The sequence below is a fragment of the Mucilaginibacter mallensis genome (assembly GCF_900105165.1).
Taxonomy (GTDB): domain Bacteria; phylum Bacteroidota; class Bacteroidia; order Sphingobacteriales; family Sphingobacteriaceae; genus Mucilaginibacter; species Mucilaginibacter mallensis.
Genome location: NZ_LT629740.1, coordinates 3,212,007 through 3,236,135, shown reverse-complemented (window position 1 = coordinate 3,236,135; position 24,129 = coordinate 3,212,007). Strand labels below are relative to the sequence as shown.

16 protein-coding genes are annotated in these 24,129 nt (G+C 41.1%); 7 read left to right on the top strand and 9 right to left on the bottom strand.

What is annotated here, in order from left to right:
• Positions 1-77 precede the first annotated feature (77 nt).
• Positions 78-1,454, top strand: a complete 1,377-nt coding sequence (locus BLU33_RS13150) for an aspartate kinase (RefSeq protein ID WP_091373485.1) — start codon at positions 78-80, stop codon at positions 1,452-1,454.
• Positions 1,455-1,766: 312 nt separating this feature from the next.
• Here the strand turns inward: BLU33_RS13150 and BLU33_RS13145 are convergent, their stop codons facing one another.
• Together BLU33_RS13145 and BLU33_RS13140 are read right to left on the bottom strand one after the other, a co-directional pair.
• The gene (locus BLU33_RS13145; RefSeq protein ID WP_091373481.1) at positions 1,767-2,510 is read right to left on the bottom strand and encodes a LytR/AlgR family response regulator transcription factor; all 744 of its coding nucleotides are present in this window, start codon (positions 2,508-2,510) and stop codon (positions 1,767-1,769) included.
• Complete coding sequence (locus BLU33_RS13140) at positions 2,507-3,580, bottom strand: sensor histidine kinase (RefSeq protein WP_091373478.1); 1,074 nt, start codon at positions 3,578-3,580, stop codon at positions 2,507-2,509. Before BLU33_RS13140 ends, BLU33_RS13145 begins: the two co-directional genes overlap by 4 nt.
• 208 nt (positions 3,581-3,788) lie before the next feature.
• Here BLU33_RS13140 and BLU33_RS13135 point away from each other — a divergent pair, with 208 nt between their 5' ends.
• On the top strand, positions 3,789-6,620 hold the full coding sequence (locus BLU33_RS13135; protein ID WP_091373476.1) for a TonB-dependent receptor: 2,832 nt from the start codon (positions 3,789-3,791) through the stop codon (positions 6,618-6,620).
• A gap of 51 nt (positions 6,621-6,671) precedes the next feature.
• On the opposite strand, the gene BLU33_RS13130 is transcribed toward BLU33_RS13135, so the two are convergent.
• Positions 6,672-8,129, bottom strand: a complete 1,458-nt coding sequence (locus BLU33_RS13130) for a sialate O-acetylesterase (RefSeq protein ID WP_232009271.1) — start codon at positions 8,127-8,129, stop codon at positions 6,672-6,674.
• Positions 8,130-8,372: 243 nt separating this feature from the next.
• On the opposite strand from BLU33_RS13130, the gene BLU33_RS13125 reads away from it, so the two are divergent.
• Positions 8,373-9,086 (top strand): DUF3826 domain-containing protein, encoded by a 714-nt coding sequence (locus BLU33_RS13125; protein ID WP_232009270.1) that lies wholly within the window; start codon positions 8,373-8,375, stop codon positions 9,084-9,086.
• A gap of 59 nt (positions 9,087-9,145) precedes the next feature.
• Here BLU33_RS13125 and BLU33_RS13120 read toward each other — a convergent pair whose 3' ends face one another.
• The 5 genes from BLU33_RS13120 to BLU33_RS13100 are packed head-to-tail and all read right to left on the bottom strand — an operon-like array spanning position 9,146 to position 15,036.
• Complete coding sequence (locus BLU33_RS13120) at positions 9,146-10,717, bottom strand: sodium:solute symporter (protein WP_091373469.1); 1,572 nt, start codon at positions 10,715-10,717, stop codon at positions 9,146-9,148.
• A 20-nt stretch (positions 10,718-10,737) separates the two neighbouring features.
• Positions 10,738-11,895 carry a four-carbon acid sugar kinase family protein gene (locus BLU33_RS13115; RefSeq protein WP_091373467.1) on the bottom strand — a complete coding sequence of 386 codons (1,158 nt, stop codon included), beginning with the start codon at positions 11,893-11,895 and terminating at the stop codon, positions 10,738-10,740.
• Positions 11,895-12,938 carry a 4-hydroxythreonine-4-phosphate dehydrogenase PdxA gene (gene pdxA / locus BLU33_RS13110; protein WP_091373464.1) on the bottom strand — a complete coding sequence of 348 codons (1,044 nt, stop codon included), beginning with the start codon at positions 12,936-12,938 and terminating at the stop codon, positions 11,895-11,897. The genes BLU33_RS13115 and pdxA overlap by 1 nt, the downstream gene beginning before the upstream one ends.
• A complete protein-coding gene (locus BLU33_RS13105; protein WP_091373462.1) occupies positions 12,931-13,869 on the bottom strand; it encodes a dihydrodipicolinate synthase family protein in 939 nt (312 codons plus the stop codon). The genes pdxA and BLU33_RS13105 overlap by 8 nt, the downstream gene beginning before the upstream one ends.
• 6 nt (positions 13,870-13,875) lie before the next feature.
• On the bottom strand, positions 13,876-15,036 hold the full coding sequence (locus BLU33_RS13100; protein ID WP_091373460.1) for an iron-containing alcohol dehydrogenase: 1,161 nt from the start codon (positions 15,034-15,036) through the stop codon (positions 13,876-13,878).
• 507 nt (positions 15,037-15,543) lie between these two features.
• Between BLU33_RS13100 and fbp the strand changes: the two genes are divergently transcribed.
• Positions 15,544-16,593, top strand: coding sequence for a class 1 fructose-bisphosphatase (gene fbp, locus BLU33_RS13095; protein ID WP_091373458.1), 1,050 nt, complete (start codon positions 15,544-15,546; stop codon positions 16,591-16,593).
• Positions 16,594-16,667: 74 nt separating this feature from the next.
• On the opposite strand, the gene BLU33_RS13090 is transcribed toward fbp, so the two are convergent.
• Positions 16,668-18,323: a pectate lyase family protein gene (locus tag BLU33_RS13090; protein ID WP_091373455.1), complete on the bottom strand. Its 1,656-nt coding sequence runs from the start codon at positions 18,321-18,323 to the stop codon at positions 16,668-16,670.
• Between the two features lie 259 nt (positions 18,324-18,582).
• On the opposite strand from BLU33_RS13090, the gene BLU33_RS13085 reads away from it, so the two are divergent.
• From BLU33_RS13085 to BLU33_RS13075, 3 genes are all read left to right on the top strand, one after another.
• Complete coding sequence (locus tag BLU33_RS13085; RefSeq protein WP_091373454.1) at positions 18,583-19,599, top strand: zinc-binding alcohol dehydrogenase family protein; 1,017 nt, start codon at positions 18,583-18,585, stop codon at positions 19,597-19,599.
• Between the two features lie 22 nt (positions 19,600-19,621).
• Complete coding sequence (locus BLU33_RS13080) at positions 19,622-21,169, top strand: MGH1-like glycoside hydrolase domain-containing protein (protein WP_091373450.1); 1,548 nt, start codon at positions 19,622-19,624, stop codon at positions 21,167-21,169.
• A 285-nt stretch (positions 21,170-21,454) separates the two neighbouring features.
• A complete protein-coding gene (locus BLU33_RS13075) occupies positions 21,455-24,124 on the top strand; it encodes an alpha-d-galacturonidase (RefSeq protein ID WP_091373447.1) in 2,670 nt (889 codons plus the stop codon).
• Positions 24,125-24,129 lie beyond the last annotated feature (5 nt).

Below are 24,129 nucleotides of genomic sequence, written 5' to 3'. Positions count from 1 at the left end.
AGCATAGAAATTACCATTGATTTGGCACATGACAGATAAATTTAATAGCTTCGGCGCTGATAAAATGTTTTTTACTAATGCTAACAGTTGAGAAAATAGGTGGCACTTCGATGAGTGCATTACAGGAAGTTATCGATAATATTATCTTATTTGAAAGAAGCGGTAAGGCTATATATAACCGGGTGCTGGTGGTATCCGCATTTTCGGGGGTGACTAATCTTTTACTTGAAAATAAAAAAACAGGTGAGCCGGGCGTTTATCACCGCATTGCCAAATATCAGGATTTTCATGATTCGTTACACGACCTGGTTGTTAAATTAAAAGAGATCAATACAAAATATGAAGCACTGGGGCTTGATCTGGCGGTAGCCGATGCGTTTATTGAAAAACATGTTGCCCGTGCCCAAACCTATTTGGAGAACCTGGTGAATATACTGGCATCAGGCTATGTGAGCAAAGAGGGGATACTACAGGCGGCCCGTGAAATCCTGGCGTCCATAGGTGAGACACATTCGGCTTTCAACCTTACTCAAATATTACAGCACAAAGGTATCAACGCCCGTTTGGTTGATCTGAGCGGCTTTGATGATCAGCGTGCATTTACCATCGATCAGCGTATAAAGGAAGCATTTTCAAGCATCGAACTAAAAGATTGCATTTGCATCGTTACCGGTTACGCTAAAGGAACCGAAGGTATTATGCGTGAATTCGACCGTGGTTATTCAGAGGTTACTTTTAGTAAGATAGCGGAGGTGTTAAAGCCACAGGAGGCTATTATCCATAAAGAATATCACCTTTCAACAGCTGATCCTGCGATGGTGGGCCTTGAAAGCTGCAAACCTGTTGGCTATACAAATTATGATATTGCCGACCAGCTTGCTGATGTCGGTATGGAAGCCATACATCCCAAAGCTTCAAAGCCATTGGAAATAAACGGGATCCATTTACGTATTAAAAATACTTTTGAACCGGCGCACCCGGGTACACTTATCACCCGTGAATATATCTCGGCGCTGAAAAGGGTAGAGGTGATCACTGGTACTGATAAGCTCCTGATGATCGATATTTACGACCCTTTAATGGTTGGCAACGTAGGCAGTGACTTGCAGATCATGAAGTTGTTCGCTAAGCATAACATCAGCTATACTTTTAAAGCTACCAGCGCTAATAGTATCTCTATTGTAATATGGGAGCAGGATTTTGATCAGCAATTAATAACAGATCTGGAAGAGGCCTTTGAAAAAGTTACTGTAGAAAAGGTAGCGATGGTTTGTTTGCTGGGAACAAATATGGATCAGCCGGGTTTACTTGCTAAAAGTGCGGCGGCATTAGCCAAACAGGAGATCAACATCAAAAGTGCGGGCTTTGCATTGCGTAAGGTAAATATCCAGTTTTTAATAGACAGGGAAGATTTTAAAACAGCTATTGTAGCGCTGAACAAAGCAGTAGGATAAATATTCAGGTTTAGAAAAAATAAAGGCATCCTTACACTCGCTGTTTGGATGCCTTAAACCTAAACCTTATCATTATAAACAAATAGAATATTTGTCATATGAGACTGCAATAATAGTTCATTTTTTAGCTAAAAGAAGACGAGTATCGATGAATGGGGGGATTGAATAGGCGAAGAGTTATAATCACCCATTTTGACCTAGTATCAAGTCAACAGTCTTTAGTCGTAAGTCTAAAGTCAGATTTCGTTCTTTTTGAATTTTGACTCAAGACTTTAGGCTCATGACTAACGACATTTTATGATTGATACGATACTAGTTCCACTTGCTTACAAACTGGTTAAAGGCATCCTTGTATTGATCACCTACAGTTATATTCAGCTTATTTATTTGTACCGAATTACGGGTGATCGCGCTTATTTTCTCAAGAGATACAATATAGGAACGATGAATACGCATAAAGCGCTTCGCCGGTAATTTTTCTTCTAAAGATTTAAGGCTGGTAAGTGAAAGCAGGGCCTTCTCGCTGCTTTGCAGCCACACTTTAACATAATCCTTTAAGGATTCTATGTACACAATATCATTTAGCGCAATGCGTACCAGTTGATATTCTACCTTTAAAAATAAGTATTCATTTTCAATGGCATCATTTTCGGTTATAGGAGCAGGGGCTGGTTTGTTCACCAGTTCGGCATAAGCCATTGCCTTATGTGCCGCCCTTAAAAATTCTTCGTAATTAAATGGTTTCAGCAGGTAGTCCAGCGCATCAACCTTGTAGCCTTCCAATGCAAACTGGTTATAGGCAGTGGTAAATATAATGCGGGGCCTATTGGGGTTATTGCCATGATCGAGTATACGGGCCAGTTCAAGGCCATTAAGATCGGGCATCTGTATGTCCAAAAATATAAGATCTATTTTTTGCTGATGGATGATCTTTAACGCTTCTACAGCGCTTGAAAACCGGCCAACAAGGTTTAAAAAAGGCGTTTGTTCAATAAAAGTACAAACCAGCCCTAATGCCAGCGGTTCATCATCTACAGCTATGCAGTTTAATATCATGATAGATCAAGCGTTAAATGAACATTATATTCATTGGTTTTATTTAATTGAGTTATCACCAGTTTGTGTTTACCGGGGTATAATAAATGCAGCCTGCGCCTGGTGTTATTAAGCCCTATACCACCATATTCATCAACATTGGAGTTTTGATTGGTGATAATGGTATTTGTTACCGACAGTTCGAGCTGTTTATCCTGCTGCTTTATATTTATATAGATATTGCTGGGTTCAGTGGCACTAACACCATGTTTAAAAGCATTTTCAACAAAGGGCAAAAATAGCATTGATGCAACAGGAAGGTCATTCAGGTGCTCAGGTGCTTCAAAATTTATTTGTACCATATTGGTTAATCTCAGCTGCATTAAACTGATATAGTCTTTTATAAAAGTTACTTCCTGACTTAAAAGCGAATGGGCCTGCGGTGTATCATACAGCAAATAACGCATCATGCGCGATAATTGATGAATAGCCTTTCTTGAAGTTTCCGCATCAGCATAAGTAAGGGCGTAAATGTTATTGAGCGTGTTAAAAAAGAAGTGCGGGTTTATCTGCGCCTTTAAAAAGGAAAGCTCTGATGATGTTTTTTCCTGCTGCAATATCATGTGCGATTGTTTATCAGCCTGCCATTTTTGTATAGCAGTAATACTCGTGCCAATACCTAATACCAAAGCGATCATAATAGGGGTAACAATATCAAAATGTGAACGCTCGTCATGATGTTTAGGCGGCCCGTGGCGCCTTATAGCGATCTCAATTAACTGATGCAAATTAAGCCATTCATCAGCATAGGTATTAATAATTAAAAATACTGCAATAATCAGTATTAGAAAAAGAAGATAATAGCCTGTATGGTTTTTTAAAAGAAACCGCGGCATTAATACCAATGAGTTTGTATAATATGCACCGGCCAGCATCAATAAAACAATTGCCTGCTTTATCCATAACTGGTAAGGGAAAGCGATATCACTTGTAAAAGGCTGATAGAATAATATGGCCAATCCTAATACCAGCCATACCAGTATTTGTATAAGTATAGCAACTAAACGGCTGTTTGATTTTTGAAATAACATACTGGCAATATTACAAATGATAATAGCTTACATCAACCGAAACCGCTCAGCAGTACGTTTTTACCGATGAAAGGATAGGCATAGTCTATAAAAAGTTCTATAACTAAATGTAAACTTTTAAACGGATAAAAATAAGGCTCTGTCTATGTTTTAGTGGTGCCGGTCTATTGCGTTTTTTACTGTTTAAGCTAATAGCTTGCTTTGATGTATGAAACTCAAATATTACTTAGCTATATTGATTTTATTAATAACGGTACAAAGTTATGGGCAAACAGGCCGCGTAATTAAAGGAACAGTTATTGATTCAACAAAACAAACCATACCGGGCGCTACGGTTAAATTATTAGCTGGCGCCGATAGTCTTGTAACCGGCACCGATGCAAACGGCGCCTTTATTTTCCCATCTGTAAAAGCGAGCCAGATCAGTTTGGTTATTAGCTCTATTGGGTATGATCCCATCAGGCGCCGAATTATGCTGGATAACGCGATTACCCCGGTAATACTTAGGCCCATCATCCTAAAAAACTCCAGCACTACGCTTAGTACAGTTAACATTATATCGGTTAATCCTGTTAAAATTAAGGAAGATACTATTGAATTTAATGCTGCGGCATATAAAGTACGTGATGGCGCAATGGTTGAAGATGTTATAAAGAAATTGCCAGGAGCTGATGTAGACAATAATGGCAACGTTACTTTCCAGGGTAAAACGGTGAGTAAAGTAAGGGTGAACGGGAAAGACTTTTTTGGTGGCGATATAAAAACAGCTACCCAAAATCTGCCTGCCGATGCGGTATCAAACGTACAAATGATAAATGATTATGGCGATCAGGCTAATTTAACCGGCATTAAATCGGGCGAGCCGGAAACCGTATTGAATATAAACATAAAACCAAGTCGTAACAATGGATATTTTGGCCAGTTAAGTGCAGGCGATGGTCGGGATGCTATCCCGCAAATCGACGGTACAACAGACCAGAACCGGTTTGTAGGGCAAGCTAACTTATTCAGCTTTAGCGGCGACAGGCAGATAGCTGTATTGGGTAATCTTAATAATACCAATACCAGCCTGTTTAACTTTGGCCCTCCGGGGAGCCAAAAGCCTGCGGACGGGATCACAACAGCTCGTTCTATTGGTTTCAACTATCGTGATTCATGGAGCAAAAAGTTAACGGTTTATGGAAGCTATAGCTTTGCGTCAAACTCTGTAAATCTCACCAGTTCAACACTGCAAAATAATATTTCAGTAGCTGATCCAAGTACAAATACGCTGAAAAGCACGGAGCAGGATACCAAGATCAATCACAGATTTACCTTTAACATGGAATACAAACCGGATACGATTAACTACTTTAAAATAAGCCCTTCCTTTTCCTACGCAGGGGTTAATACATCGGTAACCGGTTCAAATCTGCTGGCGAATGATACCGCTACGCTATCAAATTATAACTATAAAACATTAAGCAACTCATCGGCGCCTAATTATGGTATTAATGTATTGTATAACCACCGCTTTAACAGCCACGGCCGCGATTTTAGCGTAAACTTTGGTGTTGGCCGATCAACAAGCAGGGCGTATGATAACCCGGTATATACCTATATAAATACTGCTGCCAGCGCGCCTTTAGATCAGTTTATTAATACCAACAGCCACACCGATACCGTGGGTGCTTCATTTTCATATATCGAGCCTTTAACCAAAAGGTCATATTTTCAAGCGAATTATATTTATCACCGCGCCTACAGCGTGGCTGATAAAGTAACTGATACATTGGCTACTGATGGTTCAGTAAACAACTACCCGCTACTAAGTAACAATTATAATTTTACGCTTACCACCAACAGGTTCGGTATCAATTACCGCTTTATCGAGAAAAAGTATAACTATGTAATAGGTGTAGTTGCTCAGCCAACTTCGCTTGATGGGTACTCGCCAACTACCGGCCTTTCAACTAGTAAAACAAGTTTTAATTTTACACCTGACGCGCATTTCGTTTACAATTTTTCGCGTTCGCAAACCTTAAGCGCTAATTATACGGGTACAACTAATTCGCCTACTTTTTCTGAACTGCAACCGGTTACCGATTTCTCGAATGCCTCATACCCCATAACCGGTAACCCGGATCTGAAACCTGAGTTTAACAATACCTTTTCGCTACGGTATAACAAGTTTGATTTTGCTAGCGGGAATGTGTTTTTCAGTAATTTATCCTTCATACAAACCGATAATAAGATTGTAGCCAATACCATTACTTACCCGGCTAATTATACACCCAATACCAAGCTGTCAAATACCATTGCCACACAATATTTGAACGCCAATGGTTACTATTCAGCATCGGGCTTTTATGTATTTGCTAAGCCTTTTGATAACCGCAGGTATAACCTGTTCTTTATAGGTAACATATCGTACAATAATAATATCTCCTACATCAGTAATGTTGATGCGACAACTTTTGATATGGCCACAGAGAAAAACATCGCCAAAACATTAGTATACACACAAGGCCTGCGTTTTAGGGTTGACATAACTGATGTAATTGATGCGGAGCCGAATACAAGCTATACTATTAACTCATCACAGAACTCTTTAAATCAGCCGGGGATCAATGATAATTTCAGAACATGGAATTTGGGTGTCACCGGTAAGAACTATGTATGGAAGGATTGGACATTAAGCTATGATTATACCAAAACGTTCTACTACAACTATAAAGGTTCAACAAACCCTAACATACTTAATACGTACATAGAGCGCAGGTTTTTGAAGAGCAAACTGGCCACATTCAGGTTATCGGCGTTTGATTTGTTTAACCAAAATACCGGTTATAGCAGTACGCAAAATGGTAATTACGTTACCCAAACTAATGTTAACCGTTTAGGGCGATACTACATGCTTACGTTTACCCTGCGTTTACAAAAGAACGCGGGTAAAGGTCAGGGCGATCATGGTCCGGGTGATCATGGTCCGGGCGGCCCAGGAGGTGGCGGCCCTCCGCCGGGTGGTGGTGGACCGGGTGGCGGTCCGTCAATGGATTAACCCCTATTATCAAAAAGTCCGGGAAACCGGATTTTTGGCGTTACTTAAATTTTACTGAACGCCGTAATCCCAGTCATCAGTACGGAATGATGATACCGGGAGCCCATCCGTGCCAAAAAGATCGCCAACAACAAAGTCCTTAAAAGCATACCGCACGGCTACGGGTTCTTTTACCTGGTCGCTGCTTACTGTTACAGCACTGCCGGTAATCTGGGCCTTTGCGGGATAGAAATGCTTATCAGCACCGGCAATTTCAAACGTATTTATTTCCTTTAAAAACGAAGTTAAGCCATTAGCTACGTTCTTGAACTTTACTATGGCTGCACTACCTTTTATGCTCAATGATTCGTATGCCGGGCTCTGATAGCCGAAACCTTGTATGCCATAGGTTTTGCCAAGTGCCAGGTAAGCCAAACGAGAGCCAACCTGTTCTTTGCGGGGTGGGTGGATGGTACTTTGTTCCCCAATATCCATTAGCACAGCCATGCCTGTATTTGGTATCTTATCTTCATCCAAACGCTGCACATCCCTTAAAAAAGCCGAGTTGTATTTGCCGCCTTTGTTGTATGGCGGTAGTTGTGCATAATCATAAGGTGCTATCTGCGCATAATAAAAAGGGAAATCGCCAATGTTCCATTTCGAGCGCAGGACTTTAACGAAGGTTACAAACAGGGAATCGTATTGTGCCGGAAAATCGTAGTTCGATTCGCCCTGGTACCATATACTGCCCTTTATCCCATAGCCGATAATGCCATGCAGCATGGCATTATATAAAGTAGTAGGGGTGCGGCTTACTTCTTTTATAGAATCAGTTGGAGCGGGTATCTTTATTTCAGAATAAGGCTTTAAAGTGGTCGGATCCATCCAGGCTTGTATAGATGAGCCGCTATAATTGCAGTTGATCAGCCCGATAGGTACATTCAGCATTTTATTCAATAATTTACCAAAATAATACCCGGTAGCGCTAAATTTTGCTACCGTCTCAGGCGATGCCTGCAACCAGTGGCTTGGTTTAATGTCTTTTTGTAAAGTGGTTTTTGATCCCCTTGGAACGGTAAATAAACGGATATTCGGGTTTTTTGAGTTAAGAATGGCCTCGTTTGAATTTAATATCGGCTGACTTTTAAAACCTTTCATCGGTATTTCCATGTTTGATTGACCTGCGCACACCCATACTTCGCCAATTAATACATCAGTTAAAACTAATGGCTTACCATCGCTGATAATTAATTGGTAAGGGCCGCCCGCAACCGGGGTAGTAATTTTCAAGATGAATTTCCCCGCTGTATCGGTTATAGCCTGATATGTTTTTTTATTCCATGATGTTGTTGCCGTGATATGTGTTCCGGGTTTATCCCAACCCCAAACCGGTACGGTCGACTGCTGCTGCAACACCATGCCATCAGTAAAAATGTTAGCAAGCGTAACCTGTGCAGTTGATCGGGAAGCTGAAAAAAAGATACAGGAAAACAAGATAACAGATGCTATTAAACGTTGCGTTTTCATCATTGCTGAATAATTATTTAAGGGTTTCACTGGCTTTTCGGCCCTTGAAAAAAGCTATAATATGGTTTGTTATTTCAAATGTATATCATCTTTCTTTTATTGTTGATGCCATCACCATCAACTTGATAATATTGTACATTCATTTGATAATTCATTCTAATTTAAGGCAGTAATAGTAAATAACTTTACCATAGTTAATACTCGCCATCTGTAAACCAATTGCAGATAAACCTTTTATACTTAATAATGATGAAAAAAACTTATATCATTTTTGCAGGAGTTATCACCATGATGGTGTCGTTAAATTCTTATGCGCAAACCGGTAATACTGCAAAATGCGAAACGAAAACTGCAGCCAAATCAAAATCAGACCCGGATGTAAAGGCAGAGCAATTTGTGGCCGCGCTTAATCTTACCGATACAGCCAAAGCCTCGCAAGTAAAAGCGATAATCACAACTCATTTAACTGCGGTGCGCGACTGGCATAATAATCATGCTTATACACTTGTACCCGAAGGGCTGAACCCCATAACAGGCAAAACGTTCACAAAGGCTGATAGACAGTTTATAGTCGACTCAACTATTCCTAAAACCGTGCATGAAACGTTAATAGCAGGGCTTCGCCAATGTTTAAATGACGATCAGGTGGAATTGATACTTGATAAATACACCATTGGTAAAGTGGCGTTCACTATGAATGGCTATAAATCAATTGTGCCCGATATGAAGCCAGCAGAGGAAGCATTTATATTAACCAACCTGAAACAGGCCAGGGAGCAGGCTATTGATTATAAAAATGTAGAGGAAATATCAACCGTTTTTAAAATATATAAAACTAAGATAGAAGACTACTTTAACAATAACGGCCGAAACTGGAAAGTAATGTATAAAACCTATGTAGACCAGGTTTTGGCCAAAAAGGCTGGTGATAAAAATGCACCGGCTGCAGATAAGGATTAACCTTGTAAGGTAATAAACGGGGATAAGATTTTGATTGAAAATCCTGAATAAACAGTTGTTTATTCAGGATTTTCAATTTCCTTATTTCTTTTAGCATGGAGCCATCCGCTGTATAAAAGTTTTTTATCAATATCTGGCTTAGGGAAAGATAAACTGGCTATATAGCCCACAATTATTACCACAAAATGACTGTAAACACCCAGCATCAATTTATTGTGCGTGAAGTTGTATTTACCAAGATCAAGCAATAACAGCTTGTGGCTCCCTGTGCCGATTTTGGTAGAAGTAAGGAAAGCATAACCTGTAAATACAATGCAGGCAATAATACCTATAGTAACCCCCTGCCTGTTAGCGCGCGAACTGAACAATCCCAATAAAAATATACCCGCAATACCACCGGAGAATATGGCGTATAAAGTAAATACAATACCCAAAACCCCTTCATTGCCTGCGGACAGGTACAAGGCAGCTATTAATAGTGAGCCAATTCCCGCAAAAACAACAATCCATTTCCCGGCTTTCAGGTATTCTTTATCTGTTTTGTTAGGATAAAAGCGTTTGTAGTAGTCTTCAACACCAACTGCAGCCAAACAATTCAGATCGGCACCCAAACTGCATACTGCGGCAGATACCAGTGCGGCAATAATCAAGCCTACAACGCCTGTAGGGATCTTGCTTACAATAAAATAAGGGAATATAGCATCCGGGCGCATACCTGCAGGCAGCGGATTTTGGTGATAATAGGCAAATAATGCGGTGCCGATAAACATAAACAAAGCCCATACCGGCACCAGCAGAAACACACCCATTAGTGAGGCTTTAATTGCCGACCTGTCTGATTTGGCGGTTAAATAACGCTGCACGATGGTTTGGTCGGTTCCATATTTTTGGATGCCATAAAAGATGCCGTTTATAGCCATTACTATAAAGGTGAGTTTTTTAAAATCGAAATTGTAAGGCCCAAATCCTGTATGGCCGTTTGTACTTGCAATATGCCATACTTCAGCAGGGCCGCCATTTACCGAATAAAGTATGATAATAAGGCAGGCAATGCCGCAGCCGAACAGCATGAATCCTTGTATCACATCCAGCCATATTACAGCCTCAATACCGCCTAATAATGCCAGGATAATGATCACCACGCCAATTACGGAGATAATTATTAGGGTATTAACCCCAGTCATATTAGCCAATGCGAGCGATAACAGGAAAAAAACTGTCCCCATTTTGGAAAAGTGGGTGAGTACAAAACCCAGCGAGCTATAATACCGGGCAAATGAGCCAAAGCGCTTTTCGAAATATTCGTAGGTGCTTAAGCCGATAACCTTTCTATACAAAGGCACAATAAACCATATCATGGTTAACAGTACAATAGGTACCATTAAACCCTGTACCAGTAATATCCAGTTGGATGAATAACCTTCGCCGGGATAGGCCAGAAAGGTTATGCTGCTGATGAGCGTGGCTAATATAGAGAAGCCGATGGCCCATGAGGGGATCTTACCATTAGCCGCAAAATAGCTTTGAGTTGAGTTTTGTCCCTTTGAAAATCTGAAACCGAAGTAAACGGTAATACATAAAAAAACAACAATAATAATATAGTCAGGAATATGCAGGTGTGCTGTATTCATTCTTTATAAGCGTTGTTTTATCAGAAATTCCAGACAAAGGATGGCCAGTTATAGCTGCCTGGTTTTAATGTTAGAAAAAGATCGTCAATTGCATCAACTTTCATTTTTATTACACCGGGTCCAAGTTCCTTTACGGGGGAAAAACTGTTAAATTTTAATCGGTTTATAATTGCTGCGCCTGTTGAGCCGCCTTCTACTAAAAGTTCTTTTATAGCTATTTTCTGGAATACCCTGGCAACAACTTTTGCCTTTTTATTACGTAAATCGGCGGCGGTTATTGTAATACCCTTTGTAGCGTATTCATCAATGGCAATAATAGCTTTTTTATGGCTATTTAGTAAGTGAACTATTTCATCGGCCCAAATTTCAAAAAGGCTGTCAACTGGGTTCTCTGCTTTGATAATATCGCATGGCATATAACTTACCGACCCGCTGTTTTCTTTTATTTTTTTTATCGATTGTCGGCTTTCATCATGTGTGCTGCCACATACAAATAATGCAGGGTAGGTGAGTTCAGTGACGCTGACATCTGCTTCAATTTGTGCGTTCAATTTTAACGATTCAAGTAAGGCAATGAAAAACCCTGAGCCACCGGCCAGTAAAGTATTTTCATCTGCTTTGCTTGCCCAGTAATGCAAGTCATCGGTTGTGCCGCATTCGCCTATCAGGATGCCATAATCAGGTAATTGATCGGTTATACCACGCAGGTGTATTTCCTTTTCATCAACTCTTAGCATATGCTGCACCCGGCTGCTGGTAATTGCAAATTCGGGGTCATGTGCAAAGCTGGTTAAATGAATAGGCTTGTCTTTTATAAAATATCTGCCGTTGCTTATTGTTCGGCCAAAGGCAGGATTTGCGGGAACTAATAATGCTTTCCCCAACCCAAGTTTTTGTAAATGCACTTTGATTTCACTTACCACATGTCCGCGTAATACAGAGTCAACCTTCTTGAAAATAGTATCAGGATTAATCTCTTTTAGCTTTTCCGTTACTGTTTCCATTTCTTTCAGAGCCTGCTCTTCGGGCATTGAACGGGTGTCAGTTGCAATGATCAACAGATCGGCTTTTGATCCGGTGTTAACGGCAGTAATTATTTCTACTGTCAGATCATATCTTAGCCCTATTCCGCCAAGTTCAGCAGCCCCCGTTAAATCATCAGCAATAACAACAATCATTAAACTATGATTTGTTTCCTGTACCTGCTCAACTGCACGGCAGATTCAATGGCCAGCAACATAGCATCTGCGCTGGCAATACCTTTGCCTGCAATTTCAAATGCGGTGCCATGGTCAACGGAGGTACGTATGATCGGCAACCCCAGCGTAATATTCACCCCTTTAACGCTTGCCATTTGCTTCTTCTCAGCATCCCACTGAAAGCCCGAAAGTTTAAACGGTATATGCCCCTGATCATGGTACATGGCTACAACGCCGCCGTAAGCGCCGGTTGCCGCTTTTGCAAACATGGTATCCGGTGGGATAGGTCCGTCAACATTATAGCCGCGTAATAACGCTTCCTGAACAGCCGGTAAAATTTCCTCAGCATCTTCAGTGCCGAATAAACCACTGTCGCCGGCATGGGGGTTAAGGCCCGCAATGCCAATTTTAAGGTTGGTTTCACCCAGGCTGATGAGTCCATTGTATAGCAGTTCAATAACTTCCAATATTCGATCCTTTTTTACCAGATCGCAGGCCTGCCTTAATGATACATGGGTTGAAACGTGTATCACCTTTAAATTGTCTTCAACCAATAGCATAGCGTATTTACGGGTATTGGTAAAGTGCGCGTATATCTCGGTATGCCCTGCAAAGTGGTGTCCTGCTTCGTTAATTGATTTTTTGTTGATAGGTCCGGTAACGGTAGCATCAATATCGCCCATCATAGCCAGATCTATCACCTTTTTTACCGCACCGAAAGCCGCATTACCTGCCATGGCCGATACCTCGCCAAACACCAGCTTGTTCATTTTTACGTTTTGCAGATCGTAAACATCTATATTGCCGAATTCAAATTTCGCTTCCTCAACGTTTTGGATAGGGTTGATCTTCGCATCTAAATGCAGGCGTTTAATAATATCATTAAATACATCGGCATCACCTACAAGTATGGGTTTACAAATGTCATATACTTCTTTATTGAGTAATGCTTTAACAGCTATCTCGGGCCCGATACTCGCCGGATCGCCCATGGTTATTCCTATAATTGGTTTATCAAACATTTGTACTGTTTTTTAGCAGTAAATTTTCCTTCTCCATGTTATGGCGAAAGTGTTTAAGTGTTTTATTTCTTTCCTCGTCGTTTAACGGGTAGAGCGGTGGCATAACAAATTCTTCGCAAAGTTCCAGTTCATGCATACATACCTTTAAGGCCCATAACGACTCTCCCAGCAGCTTACCTTTCTGATATACATCGCCCATCATATCTGATAATTTCTGGAACTTATAGGCTCGTTCATTATCACCATTTTTAACTGCTTTATACATCTCTTCATAAATATGCGGGCATATATTTCCGGTGCTTGGTATCAGTCCATCGCTGCCATCTATCAGGGCTTCGGTTGATTTTGGTGCCCATCCCAAAAAGTGACAAAAATCTTCACGCGCCGACCATAATTTGATTGATTCCTTTAGTCGTTCATCGCTGCGTTCTGAATCTTTTGTGCCGATGACCCTTTCATGAGCGCTTAATTCATCAATCACATACAGCGGGATTGACATTCTTGTGGTGACCGGAATATTGTATATGATAATAGGCCCTGGAACCTGTTCAGCCAGTTGCTCAAAATACCGTATCATTTGGCTGTCCGATAGATTGTAATAGGAGGGCAGGGTAGCTGCTACGGCATCAACACCATGGTCGAAACCAATTTTGGCCAGTGTTACTGATTCTTCCAAACAATTGGCTGAAATGCCGAAGTATAGCATATCGCCCGGATATTTTATTTTGCTTGCAGCTATTACGTAGTCTTTTTTTAGTTTGAAAGGTAATGAAGCGGATTCGCCGGTTGTGCCATTTACAAAAGGCATAACATTATGCTTGTGAAAATTATGGAACATTTTCTCAAGCGCAGTAATATCCAGCTTAAAATCTTTAGTAAGTGGGGTAACAGCCGGAACTACAATACCTTTAAATTTTTGTTTATTGTTCATGCTGTTTTAGTATGCTTCATTGTAAATGTGTATAGCATCTTGTTCGCTTATATGGCGGGGGTTATTCTTTAAAAGCCGCTGTATTTTTAAAGCTTCTTTAGCCATTTCGGGTATGGCATCCGCAGGAATATCAACATCCCGCAATTGTGCCGGTACGTTGCACTCCGCAATCAACGATCGTACTTTCTCTATGCCCATTTTTGCCGTTTCGTGGTCGTTTATGCCTCTTTTGCAGCCCAATGCAATGGCTACATTGGCATAACGGCTAAGCGAGGCCTCCATGTTATATTCCATAACATAAGGCAATAGCAATGCATTTGAGAGGCCATGCGCCAAATGAAAAGTACTGCCCAGTGGGTATGATAATGCATGTACACCTGCTGTATTAACCGGCCCCAGACAAAAGCCACCCAATAAACTGCCCATAGCAACCTGGTAACGCGCGTTTTCATCTGCACCATTTTTTACAGCTTGCACCAGGTTGGCAGCAATAAGTCGTATACCTTCAAGTGCGTATATATCAATAAATGGTTGTGCAAACCTGTTGGTATATGCTTCAAGGCAATGGGTTAGGGCATCAAGCCCTGTAGCCGCTGTGATAGCAGGTGGAACGCTGATGGTTAATAAAGGATCTACATACACAATATCCGGAACCAGGTATGGACTGATGATGCCCTTTTTCTGATTATCGCTGTCATCAACCAAAATAGCATTTGGCGAAACCTCGCTGCCTGTGCCTGATGTAGCAGGTACACATACCAGCTTTATGTTACGGCCTTTTAAAAGGCCGATGCCCACTATTTCAATCAGGGGTTGGTCGTTATCTATTTGTGCGGCAATAAGTTTGGCTATATCCAGCACACTGCCACCGCCAATGCCTATAACAATGTCGGGATTAATGATTTTGGCATCGGATAGTAAGGTTTCAAAATTGCTGAAAGACGGTTCTTGTACTATGGCTGTACTGGTGGAAACCACAATATTGTTGGCGGTTAACTGCGCTATAAAGTCATTTAATGCAGGTAGTAACGGTTCAATAGTTACAATAAAAGCATTTTTGCAGCCGGCATCGATGATTTCAACGGGCAGCCCTGAAAGCGAGCCATTACCGAATACCAGTTTGCCGGGAAAGTTTATAGAAAGGTTTTGTGTATTGTTTATAATCATATATCATCCCGGCGTATCCGCATTTTTAAATTATCAGTTTAAGTTTTATTGAAAGCGGTAGCGCATTATTATCACTTTACAGAATAGTTGCAGTGTTCTGTATAAGCCTTGTAGGGGGTACCACTTTAAATTATTGCTTTTAGATTTATTTAATAACAAATGTATTGGACGAAGCGATAGGAGTGTTGTATAATTTATGCAAGTAATTATAGGATATTATCATCGCATATATTTATTGGTATTTATAGTTAAAAATACTTGTTATGCTGATTATTTGAGCTGAAAAATCTATATATAGCCACAAGCTATTCATATTGTGTATTATTAACTTATGATGTGTATTACGATAACGATTAAGTAAATATTACCGCCATAATGTTTGATGTTGTAATATAGCAGCAATACATTTGTATTTAAGTTAAGATATTATAATCCAACTTAATATATAACTTAGGTGATATAACCAGATCAGCGATATTCCTGATTTAAAACCAAATAGCATTACGTATGACAGCAGTTAGAACTTTAGGGCAATTTATTATTGAAAGGCAAAATGATTTTCCATATGCAAAAGGGGAGCTATCGAGATTATTACGGGACTTAGCCATTGCTGCGAAAATTGTAAACCGCGAGATTAATAAAGCAGGCCTGGTTGATATTTTGGGCGAAGCAGGCACCACTAATGTACAAGGTGAAGGGCAGAAGAAATTGGATGTATATGCTAACGAGCAATTCATAGCGGCCCTGCAAAGCGGCGGCGAATGTTGTATAGTAGTTTCAGAAGAAAATGATGAGCATATTTATATTGATTCAGAAATTTCAAAGGATGCCAAGTACATCGTGGCAATTGATCCTTTGGATGGTTCTTCAAACATTGATGTGAATGTTGGTGTAGGAACTATATTCTCCATATACCGCAGAAAATCAACTGATGGTAAGGCAACACTGGATGATGTTTTACAAAAAGGCACAGAGCAGGTTGCTGCCGGGTATATTATTTATGGTTCATCAACCATGCTGGTTTACACCACTGGTAAAGGCGTTAATGGCTTTACGCTTGATCCTTCAATAGGTGAGTTCTGCTTATCCCATCCGGATATGGCTATCCCTAAAGATGGTGTTATCTATTCAATTAACGAAGGTTACTATACCCATTTCCCAGATGGGGTAAAAAAGTATATAAAATACTGCCAGGTGGAGGATAAGCCAACCAACAGGCCATATACTTCGCGTTATACCGGCTCAATGGTAGCCGATCTGCACCGCAACATGATAAAGGGTGGTATATTTATTTACCCGAGCACAGCAAGTTCTATAAAAGGAAAACTGCGTTTGGTGTATGAATGTAACCCAATGGCTTTTATTATAGAGCAGGCGGGCGGTTTTGCATCTGATGGCTACAAAAGGATCTTAGAGCTTGATGTTAAAGAGCTTCACCAGCGCACCCCGATCTTTATTGGCTCTGAAAACATGGTGAGAAAAGCCGAAGAATTTATGGCCTCCTTTTCACCACAAAAAACGAAAAAAACATTTGAAGGAACTGTTCAAATACAATAAGCCAACCAATCTATATCAAAACAAACCCCGGATGCATAGCATACCGGGGTTTTATTATTAGGGTGGATTTAAAATTATTTTTTATAGCCAACAGGTATTACTGTATTAAGCGGCACCAGGCTGTTCAGGTAAACTTCGATATTGGTATAGCCACCCCCATTTTTTGCAGGTAGTGATGCATCAGCGGCATTATTGGGGTTAAGGCCATGTTTAATTTCATAGACATCGGGCATACCGTCGTGGTCAGAGTCCTTGTAAGGTGTTCCTTTATATTCAGGATAGCCACCAACTTGTGCTATGTCGGTAATAATTCCTTTTTTGTAGGATGAATCAGGTAAGCGGTGTTTAACCCATTTGCTGCCGTTGCTGTTATCGGTGCCTTCGACATAAACTATTTTGCCTGTTCGTACTTCGTTAATAATGCGTGTATCAACCGGATCTCTTTTTGGCAGGAAACAGCCCACATTATCCAAAACATAATCATAAGCTTGTTTGGCTGAGATAAGTGTTATCGGCGCCATCGGGAAAGGTTTATTTACCCGGATGCTGTCGGTATATCTTCCCGCATCAGGCATATCACCAATTTGGATGCCACCATCCCAGTTATCTTTCGTTACCTTTTCATCGCCTTCCATTATATTACCATTAGCGTAAACGCTACCAAACTTACCTCTGCTTTCAGGAGATCTTCCTGATTCAGGTTTCAATATACGGTGGCCAACTGGTTTCTTAATATCAGTAATAGGGCCCGGTTTATAATAATTGTTGATGAAGTTGAAAAACGACTGGTTATCACCGCCATCGGCGCTGCGATCCCACCAGTTGAAGATTACGTTATTGGCAAAACCAAAATCACCATACATACCTACCGATGGATTACGACTGATGTTATTTGCCCAAAGGTTACGTATAAATGTACTGTTCAAACCTCCAAGTGTGCTCCCGAACGCGTGGTTATAAGTATCCAGCCCTTCAGCATACATACAGTTTTGCATGGTGATGTTCACGGTTGGCAACTTATCACCGCCTTTGCTACCCTGGCGATTATACACGTGGCGATACATCGACATTACCTCATCCAGTCCCCAGCTGCCTGATACGTGATCAATCATGATATTCCCTATCGGGTTACCACCAAAGGCATCATCGCGGCGGGTAACATCCGTTGCACCTCTGCGGAAGCGTACAAATCGAACCACAACATCATGCGTATCAACCCAAACAGATTCACCGGCTATACAAATACCATCACCGGGAGCGCTCTGCCCTTCAATGGTGATATAAGGTGCCCTGATGCTGATAGGCTGACTCAAATGTATTATACCGGCAACATTAAATACCACAATACGGGCGCCACCTTGTTCGCAGGCATCGCGTAAGGAGCCCGGTCCATAATCATCCAGACTGGTTACTTCTATTACCCTGCCACCACGGCCACCAAATGAATACATGCCACCGCCTTCAGCACCCGGGAATGCCGGTATTTTAGCCTGTGGCAGATCAGACGGCTTTGCAGCCCATGGGATATATGGCTTGCCGTTTTTCTCGTCCTTTTGTATAGCGGGCATGGCTTTTTCAAATGCCAGATCGGAGCGGTGCTTCTCTATGTCATATATTGAATCTGATTTTTTCTGCATAGCAGGTGGTACACGCGGGTACTGCGCTTGTGCTGTTTCATAACTGCCTAATGCACCCATCAGGATGGATAAAGCAATGAGTTTTCTCTTCATTTTTAGTTTATAATAATATTGGTTAAAGGGTCACATGAGCAAATCATTTTGCGCAATTGCCGTTTTTAATAAATTTAGCCGGGGTATTTAGGTTAATATCCTGGTTTCAAATATGCGCACTACTTAAAGCGGTTTTGTATATGATTTTTTCTAGGTGATATACAATCTTAGCGTATATGGACTGTGTGCTTGGTTTTTAAAGATAAATACCTATAAATTTACCGTAGCTATATAAGCCAATTATAATATCATCAACTTAATGAACACTTTAGTTTGCACTACGCCGGGCAGCTTTGAATATAAATTCAGCGATAAACCGGAACTGATGAAAAATACCGCCATTATAAAAATTAAGCGTATTGGTATTTGCGGTACCGATCTGCATGCTTTTAACGGTACGCAGCCATATTTTACTTATCCCCGTATTTTAGGGCATGAGTTATCTGGCGAATTGGTAGAGTTTGATAATACACCCGGTTTTTCAATTGGTGAAGCGGTAACCTTTATCCCTTATTTTAATTGCGGTACCTGTATAGCCTGCCATAGTGGCAAGCCGAATTGCTGTGTTAATATAAAGGTTTGCGGTGTGCATATTGATGGCGGCATGGTGGAATATTTGCGTGTGCCATCGTACTCGCTGGTACATGGCTCAGGTTTAAGCTATGACGAACTGGCCTTAATAGAACCATTGGCTATAGGAGCTCACGGTGTGCGCCGGGCGGATGTAAAACCGGGCGAATTTGTTTTGGTAATGGGAGCGGGACCGATTGGTTTAGGAACCATGGAGTTTGCCCGCATAGCTGGTGGAAAGGTGATAGTAATAGATGTGAGCGATAATCGTTTAGAATTTTGCAGACATGAGTTAAACATCGAACATACCATAAACCCACTAAAAGAAAACGCTGTAGAAAAAGTAAGGGCAATTACCAACGGCGATATGGCAAGTGTGGTTATTGACGCTACAGGAAATTTAAGGGCCATAAATGACGGGATTAACTATTTAGCGCATGGCGGGCGCTATGTGCTGATTGGTTTACAGAAAGAGGCTTTTAGCTTTAGTCACCCGGAGTTTCATAAGCGGGAATCAACCCTGATGAGCAGTCGTAATGCCACCCGTAAGGACTTTGAATATGTGATTGATTGCATGAAAAAAGAATTGATTGATGCTAAAACATACATTACACACCGCACCAGCTTTAGCCAGGTAAAAGATGAATTTGGCGCATGGCTCGACCCGGCTACAGGTGTAATCAAAGCAATGGTTGAGGCTGATTGATTATTATAGAAAGATAGAGAAGATGAAGATCGGGCTAATTGTATTCGCGTTTTTTACATTGGTAATAAGCAATTATTGCTTTGGCCAAAAGCATTTGCTTAGCACAGAGAAGCTAAAGTCGTATACTAGTTATTTTAATTCCATTGATACCGAAACGGTAAAAAACTATATTACTAACGATCATGCTTATGAATGGCTGGCAGCTAACGTGCCGCTCTTCGAGTGCCCTGATTCAGCTATTGAAAAGATCTATTATTACCGCTGGTGGACGTTCAGGAAACACCTGGTTAAAACGCCAGATGGTTTTGTTTTTACTGAATTCATAACCAATGTAAACTGGGCCGGCGAATATAATACAGTAAGCAGCGCTTTGGGGCACCAGATATACGAGGGACGCTGGTTGCGCGATCAGGAATATATTAAAGGTTATATCAATTTCTGGTTGTTTGATGATCCAAAACAAGCCAAACCGCACCTGCATGCCTTTAGCAGTTGGATGGATGACGCAGTATACAATTTTTACCTGACCAATCCGGATAAGGCATTCATAAAACAAGCACTGCCTGCACTCAATAATGATTATAACCAATGGGAAAAAGAACATCAGCTAGCCGATAAATTATACTGGCAGTTTGATGTAAAGGATGCGATGGAAGAATCCATCAGCGGGGGAAGAAAGGTTAAAAACATACGGCCTACCATCAATAGCTATATGTATGGCAACGCCAATGCATTAGCTAAAATGGCTACTCTTGTTGGTAATAATACCCTGCAAACAAAATATCAGCAAAAGGCAACGGAGCTTAAAAAGCTGGTGCAAGATAGTTTATGGGATGACAGCGCCAAGTTTTTCGAGGTAAGGAAACCCGATGGCAAATTTGCCAATGCACGCGAAGAGCTGGGTTTTATACCCTGGTATTTTAATTTGCCTGATGATAATGCAAAATATGCTGAACAATGGGATCAGCTAACGGATACCAAAGGCTTTGATGCTCCTTGGGGTATAACCACTGCTGAAAGACGCCACCCCTTATTCCGTACCCATGGGACAGGGCATGGCTGCGAGTGGGACGGTGCTGTATGGCCTTTCGCCACTACGCAAACGCTTAAGGCATTGGGTAATTTATTGACTAATTACACCAATCAAAATAACATGTCGGCCAAGGTGTTTTATGATGAATTTCACAAATACGCTATGTCGCATATAAAACGTGGCGTGCCTTATCTGGGTGAGTACCAAGATGAAAAGACTGGTTACTGGCTTAAAGGCGATAACCCACGGAGTAGCTATTATAACCACTCAGGCTTTTGCGATTTGGTGATAAATGATCTTGTGGGATTAAAGCCACGTGCTGATAATGTGCTGGAAGTTTTCCCACTGATACCACAGGATCAATGGGTCTGGTTTTGTTTGGACAATGTGGCGTATCATGGTCATATTATTGGTATTGTGTGGGATAAAACCGGTACAAAATACCATCATGGGGCCGGTTTCTTTATTTATGCTGATGGTAAGATCATATATCACGGTGCTGAATTAAAACACATAACCACTACATTAAAATCCTGAATACGGTAACAAAATCGTTAATGATAAGATAGTACAATATATTGAAAAAAACGAGCAGGATTTATTGACCGAGTAGGGATAGATTTGACTGTTTAGTAAAAACCATCAATTATATTTTACCTAAGTTCAGTTGTATATCAAACGCTGTAACTTTTTGTAATTGCTTTTAATATTTGCACAATCTTATCATCAATGAGTTGTTCCGCCTGTCGTTTTAGGATTAATTTTTTAATTGTTTGCTGCACTCTTTTTCTGAGCGCTTTTGCTTGTGATGCTGCAGGCACATTGCCAAAAAAAACTATCACTATAGTAATTTCCCCCTCAGCGCATGAGCGCGTTAAATATGGAGCACAAAAACTGGAGCAGCAATTAAAAGCTGATGGGTATGCTGTAAGTATTAAATCAGTAATCAATAGCCATAATGAAAATATCATTGTCGGGTTGCTAAAAGATGCCTTAATTAAAAGTTTATACGCATCCGGGCATATCCGTCTTACAAAAGCTCCGGGTAAAGAAGGCTTTGCCATCAATACATCATCCAATAATATCATTATAGCAGGTGCTGATAATTCAGGTGCTATGTATGGCTGCCTTGAACTGGCGGATGAACTAAAAGCCAATCACAAATTGCCTGTAAAGATTAGTCTGGTTGATCAGCCTGAAATGGTATTGCGTGGTGCTTGTATCGGTGTACAAAAGCCGGAACTTCTGCCGGGCCGTGGTACTTATGAATACCCTTACACTCCTGAAAACTTCCCATGGTTTTATGATAAGGCATTATGGCTCCGCTACCTGGATTCAATGGCGCAAAACCGCATGAATTCCTTGTACCTATGGAGTGGGCACCCCTTTGCATCCCTGGTTAAAGTAAAGGATTATCCTTATGCTTTGGAGGTTGATGAAGCCACCTATCAAAAGAATGTGGATATGTATAATTTCCTCACCCGCGAGGCTGATAAAAGAGGCATATGGGTATTACAGGGCTTTTATAACATCATCGTATCCAAACCTTTTGCTGATCATAACCACCTGAAAACACAGGACCGTAACCGTCATATCGTACCCATTATCGCTGATTATACCCGTAAATCCATCGCGGCATTTGTGCAGAAATATCCAAATGTGGGGTTGATGCTCACCTTAGGCGAAGCGATGGAAGGTGTGGGGCAGGACGATATTGACTGGTTTACAAAAACCATCATTCCGGGTGTTAAGGATGGTTTAAAAGCTTTGGGCCGAACCGATGAGCCGCCAATAGTGCTGCGTTCGCATGATACGGATGCGCCCGAGGATATGAAATACGCCATGCCATTATATAAAAACCTGTACACCATGACCAAGTATACCGGTGAGGCATTAACCACCTATACGCCACATGGACCATGGGCGCAATTGCATCAAACATTAAGTAAACTTGGTACGGTGCAGATTGAAAATGTACACATCCTGGCCAACCTGGAACCATTCAGGTATGGCTCGGCCGATTTTATACAAAAATGTGTGCTGGCCATGCACAATGTATATCACTCGAATGGCTTGCATATCTATCCGGAATCATCATACTGGGATTGGCCTTATACTGCCGATAATACCTCGCCGCGATTACTGGAAATGGACAGGGACTGGATCTGGTACAAGGAATGGGCACGCTATTCATGGAATTGCCACAGGGACAGGAAAGATGAAGTAAAATACTGGTCGCAGCAATTGGCTGAAATGTATGGCTGCAGCGCCGAACAGGGAAAAAATATTTTGGATGCCTACGAGCAATCCGGTGAGATAGCACCAAAAATATTAAGACGATTTGGTATCACCGATGGTAACCGCCAAACCATGACATTGGGTATGCTGATGAGCCAATTGGTCGACCCTGAAAAATATGGCTTATTCACATTGCTCTATAATTCCGAAGGCCCGGAAGGTGAAATGCTGAGCGAATACGCCGCCAAAGAGTGGAAACACGAGCCGCATATTGGTGAAACTCCTGTACAAGTGGTTAATGAAATTATTGAAGAAGGCCATAATTCCGTTGAAGCCATCGATGAGGCTGAAAAAGGCGTAACCGCAAACACAGCGGAGTTCAAACGCATTAAAAATGATATGTATTGCTACAACGCCATGGCTAACAGCTATGCACACAAAGTAAACGCGGCTTTGCTGGTTTTGCGCTACAAATACTCTAATGATGTAAGCGATCTTGAAAAAGCCTTACCTGAATTGCAAACCAGCCTGGATTATTACCAGAAACTGGTTGATCTCACCAAGTATAGTTACCTGTATGCCAACAGCATGCAAACCAAGCAGCGCAAAATCCCGGTTGGCGGTAACGATGGTAAAAACAAAACCTGGATTGAGTTGCTGCCTTATTATCAGCGCGAGCTTAAAAATTTTAAGAAGAATATCGACTCGCTAAAATCGCCGCAGGCTGCCGCAAAACAAGCCGAGAAAATACAATTGGTTGATGTGCCGGTAGCCTTAACGGCTGATACTTATAAATTAACAGCAGGCGGCAAAGCATATACTGATTCAGCAGGTATTATTAAAAATATAGCACCTGAAATGATAGGATTAAAAGGCGTTAAAATGATAAAGGCCAAACAAGAAACAGATGGAACAACGTTAACTTTTACAAATGCAAAACCGGTAAAGGTATTGGTGGGCTATTTCGCCAGCAAGGCATCACAATATCTGCAGGAGCCACAATTGGAAAACGATGCCAGCGCCAATGATTACGGTCAGGCCGATATTAAGATAGCCAATGCCATACAAATCGAAGATTTGCCGCCGGTTAATGTGCATACTTACACATTTAAGGCAGGCACTAACACACTAAGCTTAGGCAAGGGAGCGTGCTTGATTTTAGGATTTGTTGAAGACAACGCTCGTATCCCGGTTTATGATGCCGGTTTAAGTAATGAAGGTAATATCAGGGATTTAAGATGGCTGTTTAACTGATTGAA

Bases quoted from the DNA above. Each gene is read 5' to 3' on its own strand.
- BLU33_RS13125 (WP_232009270.1), top strand. From the start codon at position 8,373: ATGATGAAAAAAACTTATATCATTTTTGCAGGAGTTATCACCATGATG.
- BLU33_RS13130 (WP_232009271.1), bottom strand. From the start codon at position 8,129: ATGATGAAAACGCAACGTTTAATAGCATCTGTTATCTTGTTTTCCTGT.
- BLU33_RS13150 (WP_091373485.1), top strand. From the start codon at position 78: ATGCTAACAGTTGAGAAAATAGGTGGCACTTCGATGAGTGCATTACAG.
- BLU33_RS13090 (WP_091373455.1), bottom strand. From the start codon at position 18,323: ATGAAGAGAAAACTCATTGCTTTATCCATCCTGATGGGTGCATTAGGC.
- BLU33_RS13145 (WP_091373481.1), bottom strand. From the start codon at position 2,510: ATGATATTAAACTGCATAGCTGTAGATGATGAACCGCTGGCATTAGGG.
- BLU33_RS13105 (WP_091373462.1), bottom strand. From the start codon at position 13,869: ATGAACAATAAACAAAAATTTAAAGGTATTGTAGTTCCGGCTGTTACC.
- BLU33_RS13140 (WP_091373478.1), bottom strand. From the start codon at position 3,580: ATGTTATTTCAAAAATCAAACAGCCGTTTAGTTGCTATACTTATACAA.
- BLU33_RS13085 (WP_091373454.1), top strand. From the start codon at position 18,583: ATGAACACTTTAGTTTGCACTACGCCGGGCAGCTTTGAATATAAATTC.
- pdxA (WP_091373464.1), bottom strand. From the start codon at position 12,938: ATGTTTGATAAACCAATTATAGGAATAACCATGGGCGATCCGGCGAGT.
- BLU33_RS13120 (WP_091373469.1), bottom strand. From the start codon at position 10,717: ATGAATACAGCACACCTGCATATTCCTGACTATATTATTATTGTTGTT.
- BLU33_RS13080 (WP_091373450.1), top strand. From the start codon at position 19,622: ATGAAGATCGGGCTAATTGTATTCGCGTTTTTTACATTGGTAATAAGC.
- BLU33_RS13100 (WP_091373460.1), bottom strand. From the start codon at position 15,036: ATGATTATAAACAATACACAAAACCTTTCTATAAACTTTCCCGGCAAA.
- BLU33_RS13135 (WP_091373476.1), top strand. From the start codon at position 3,789: ATGAAACTCAAATATTACTTAGCTATATTGATTTTATTAATAACGGTA.
- BLU33_RS13115 (WP_091373467.1), bottom strand. From the start codon at position 11,895: ATGATTGTTGTTATTGCTGATGATTTAACGGGGGCTGCTGAACTTGGC.
- fbp (WP_091373458.1), top strand. From the start codon at position 15,544: ATGACAGCAGTTAGAACTTTAGGGCAATTTATTATTGAAAGGCAAAAT.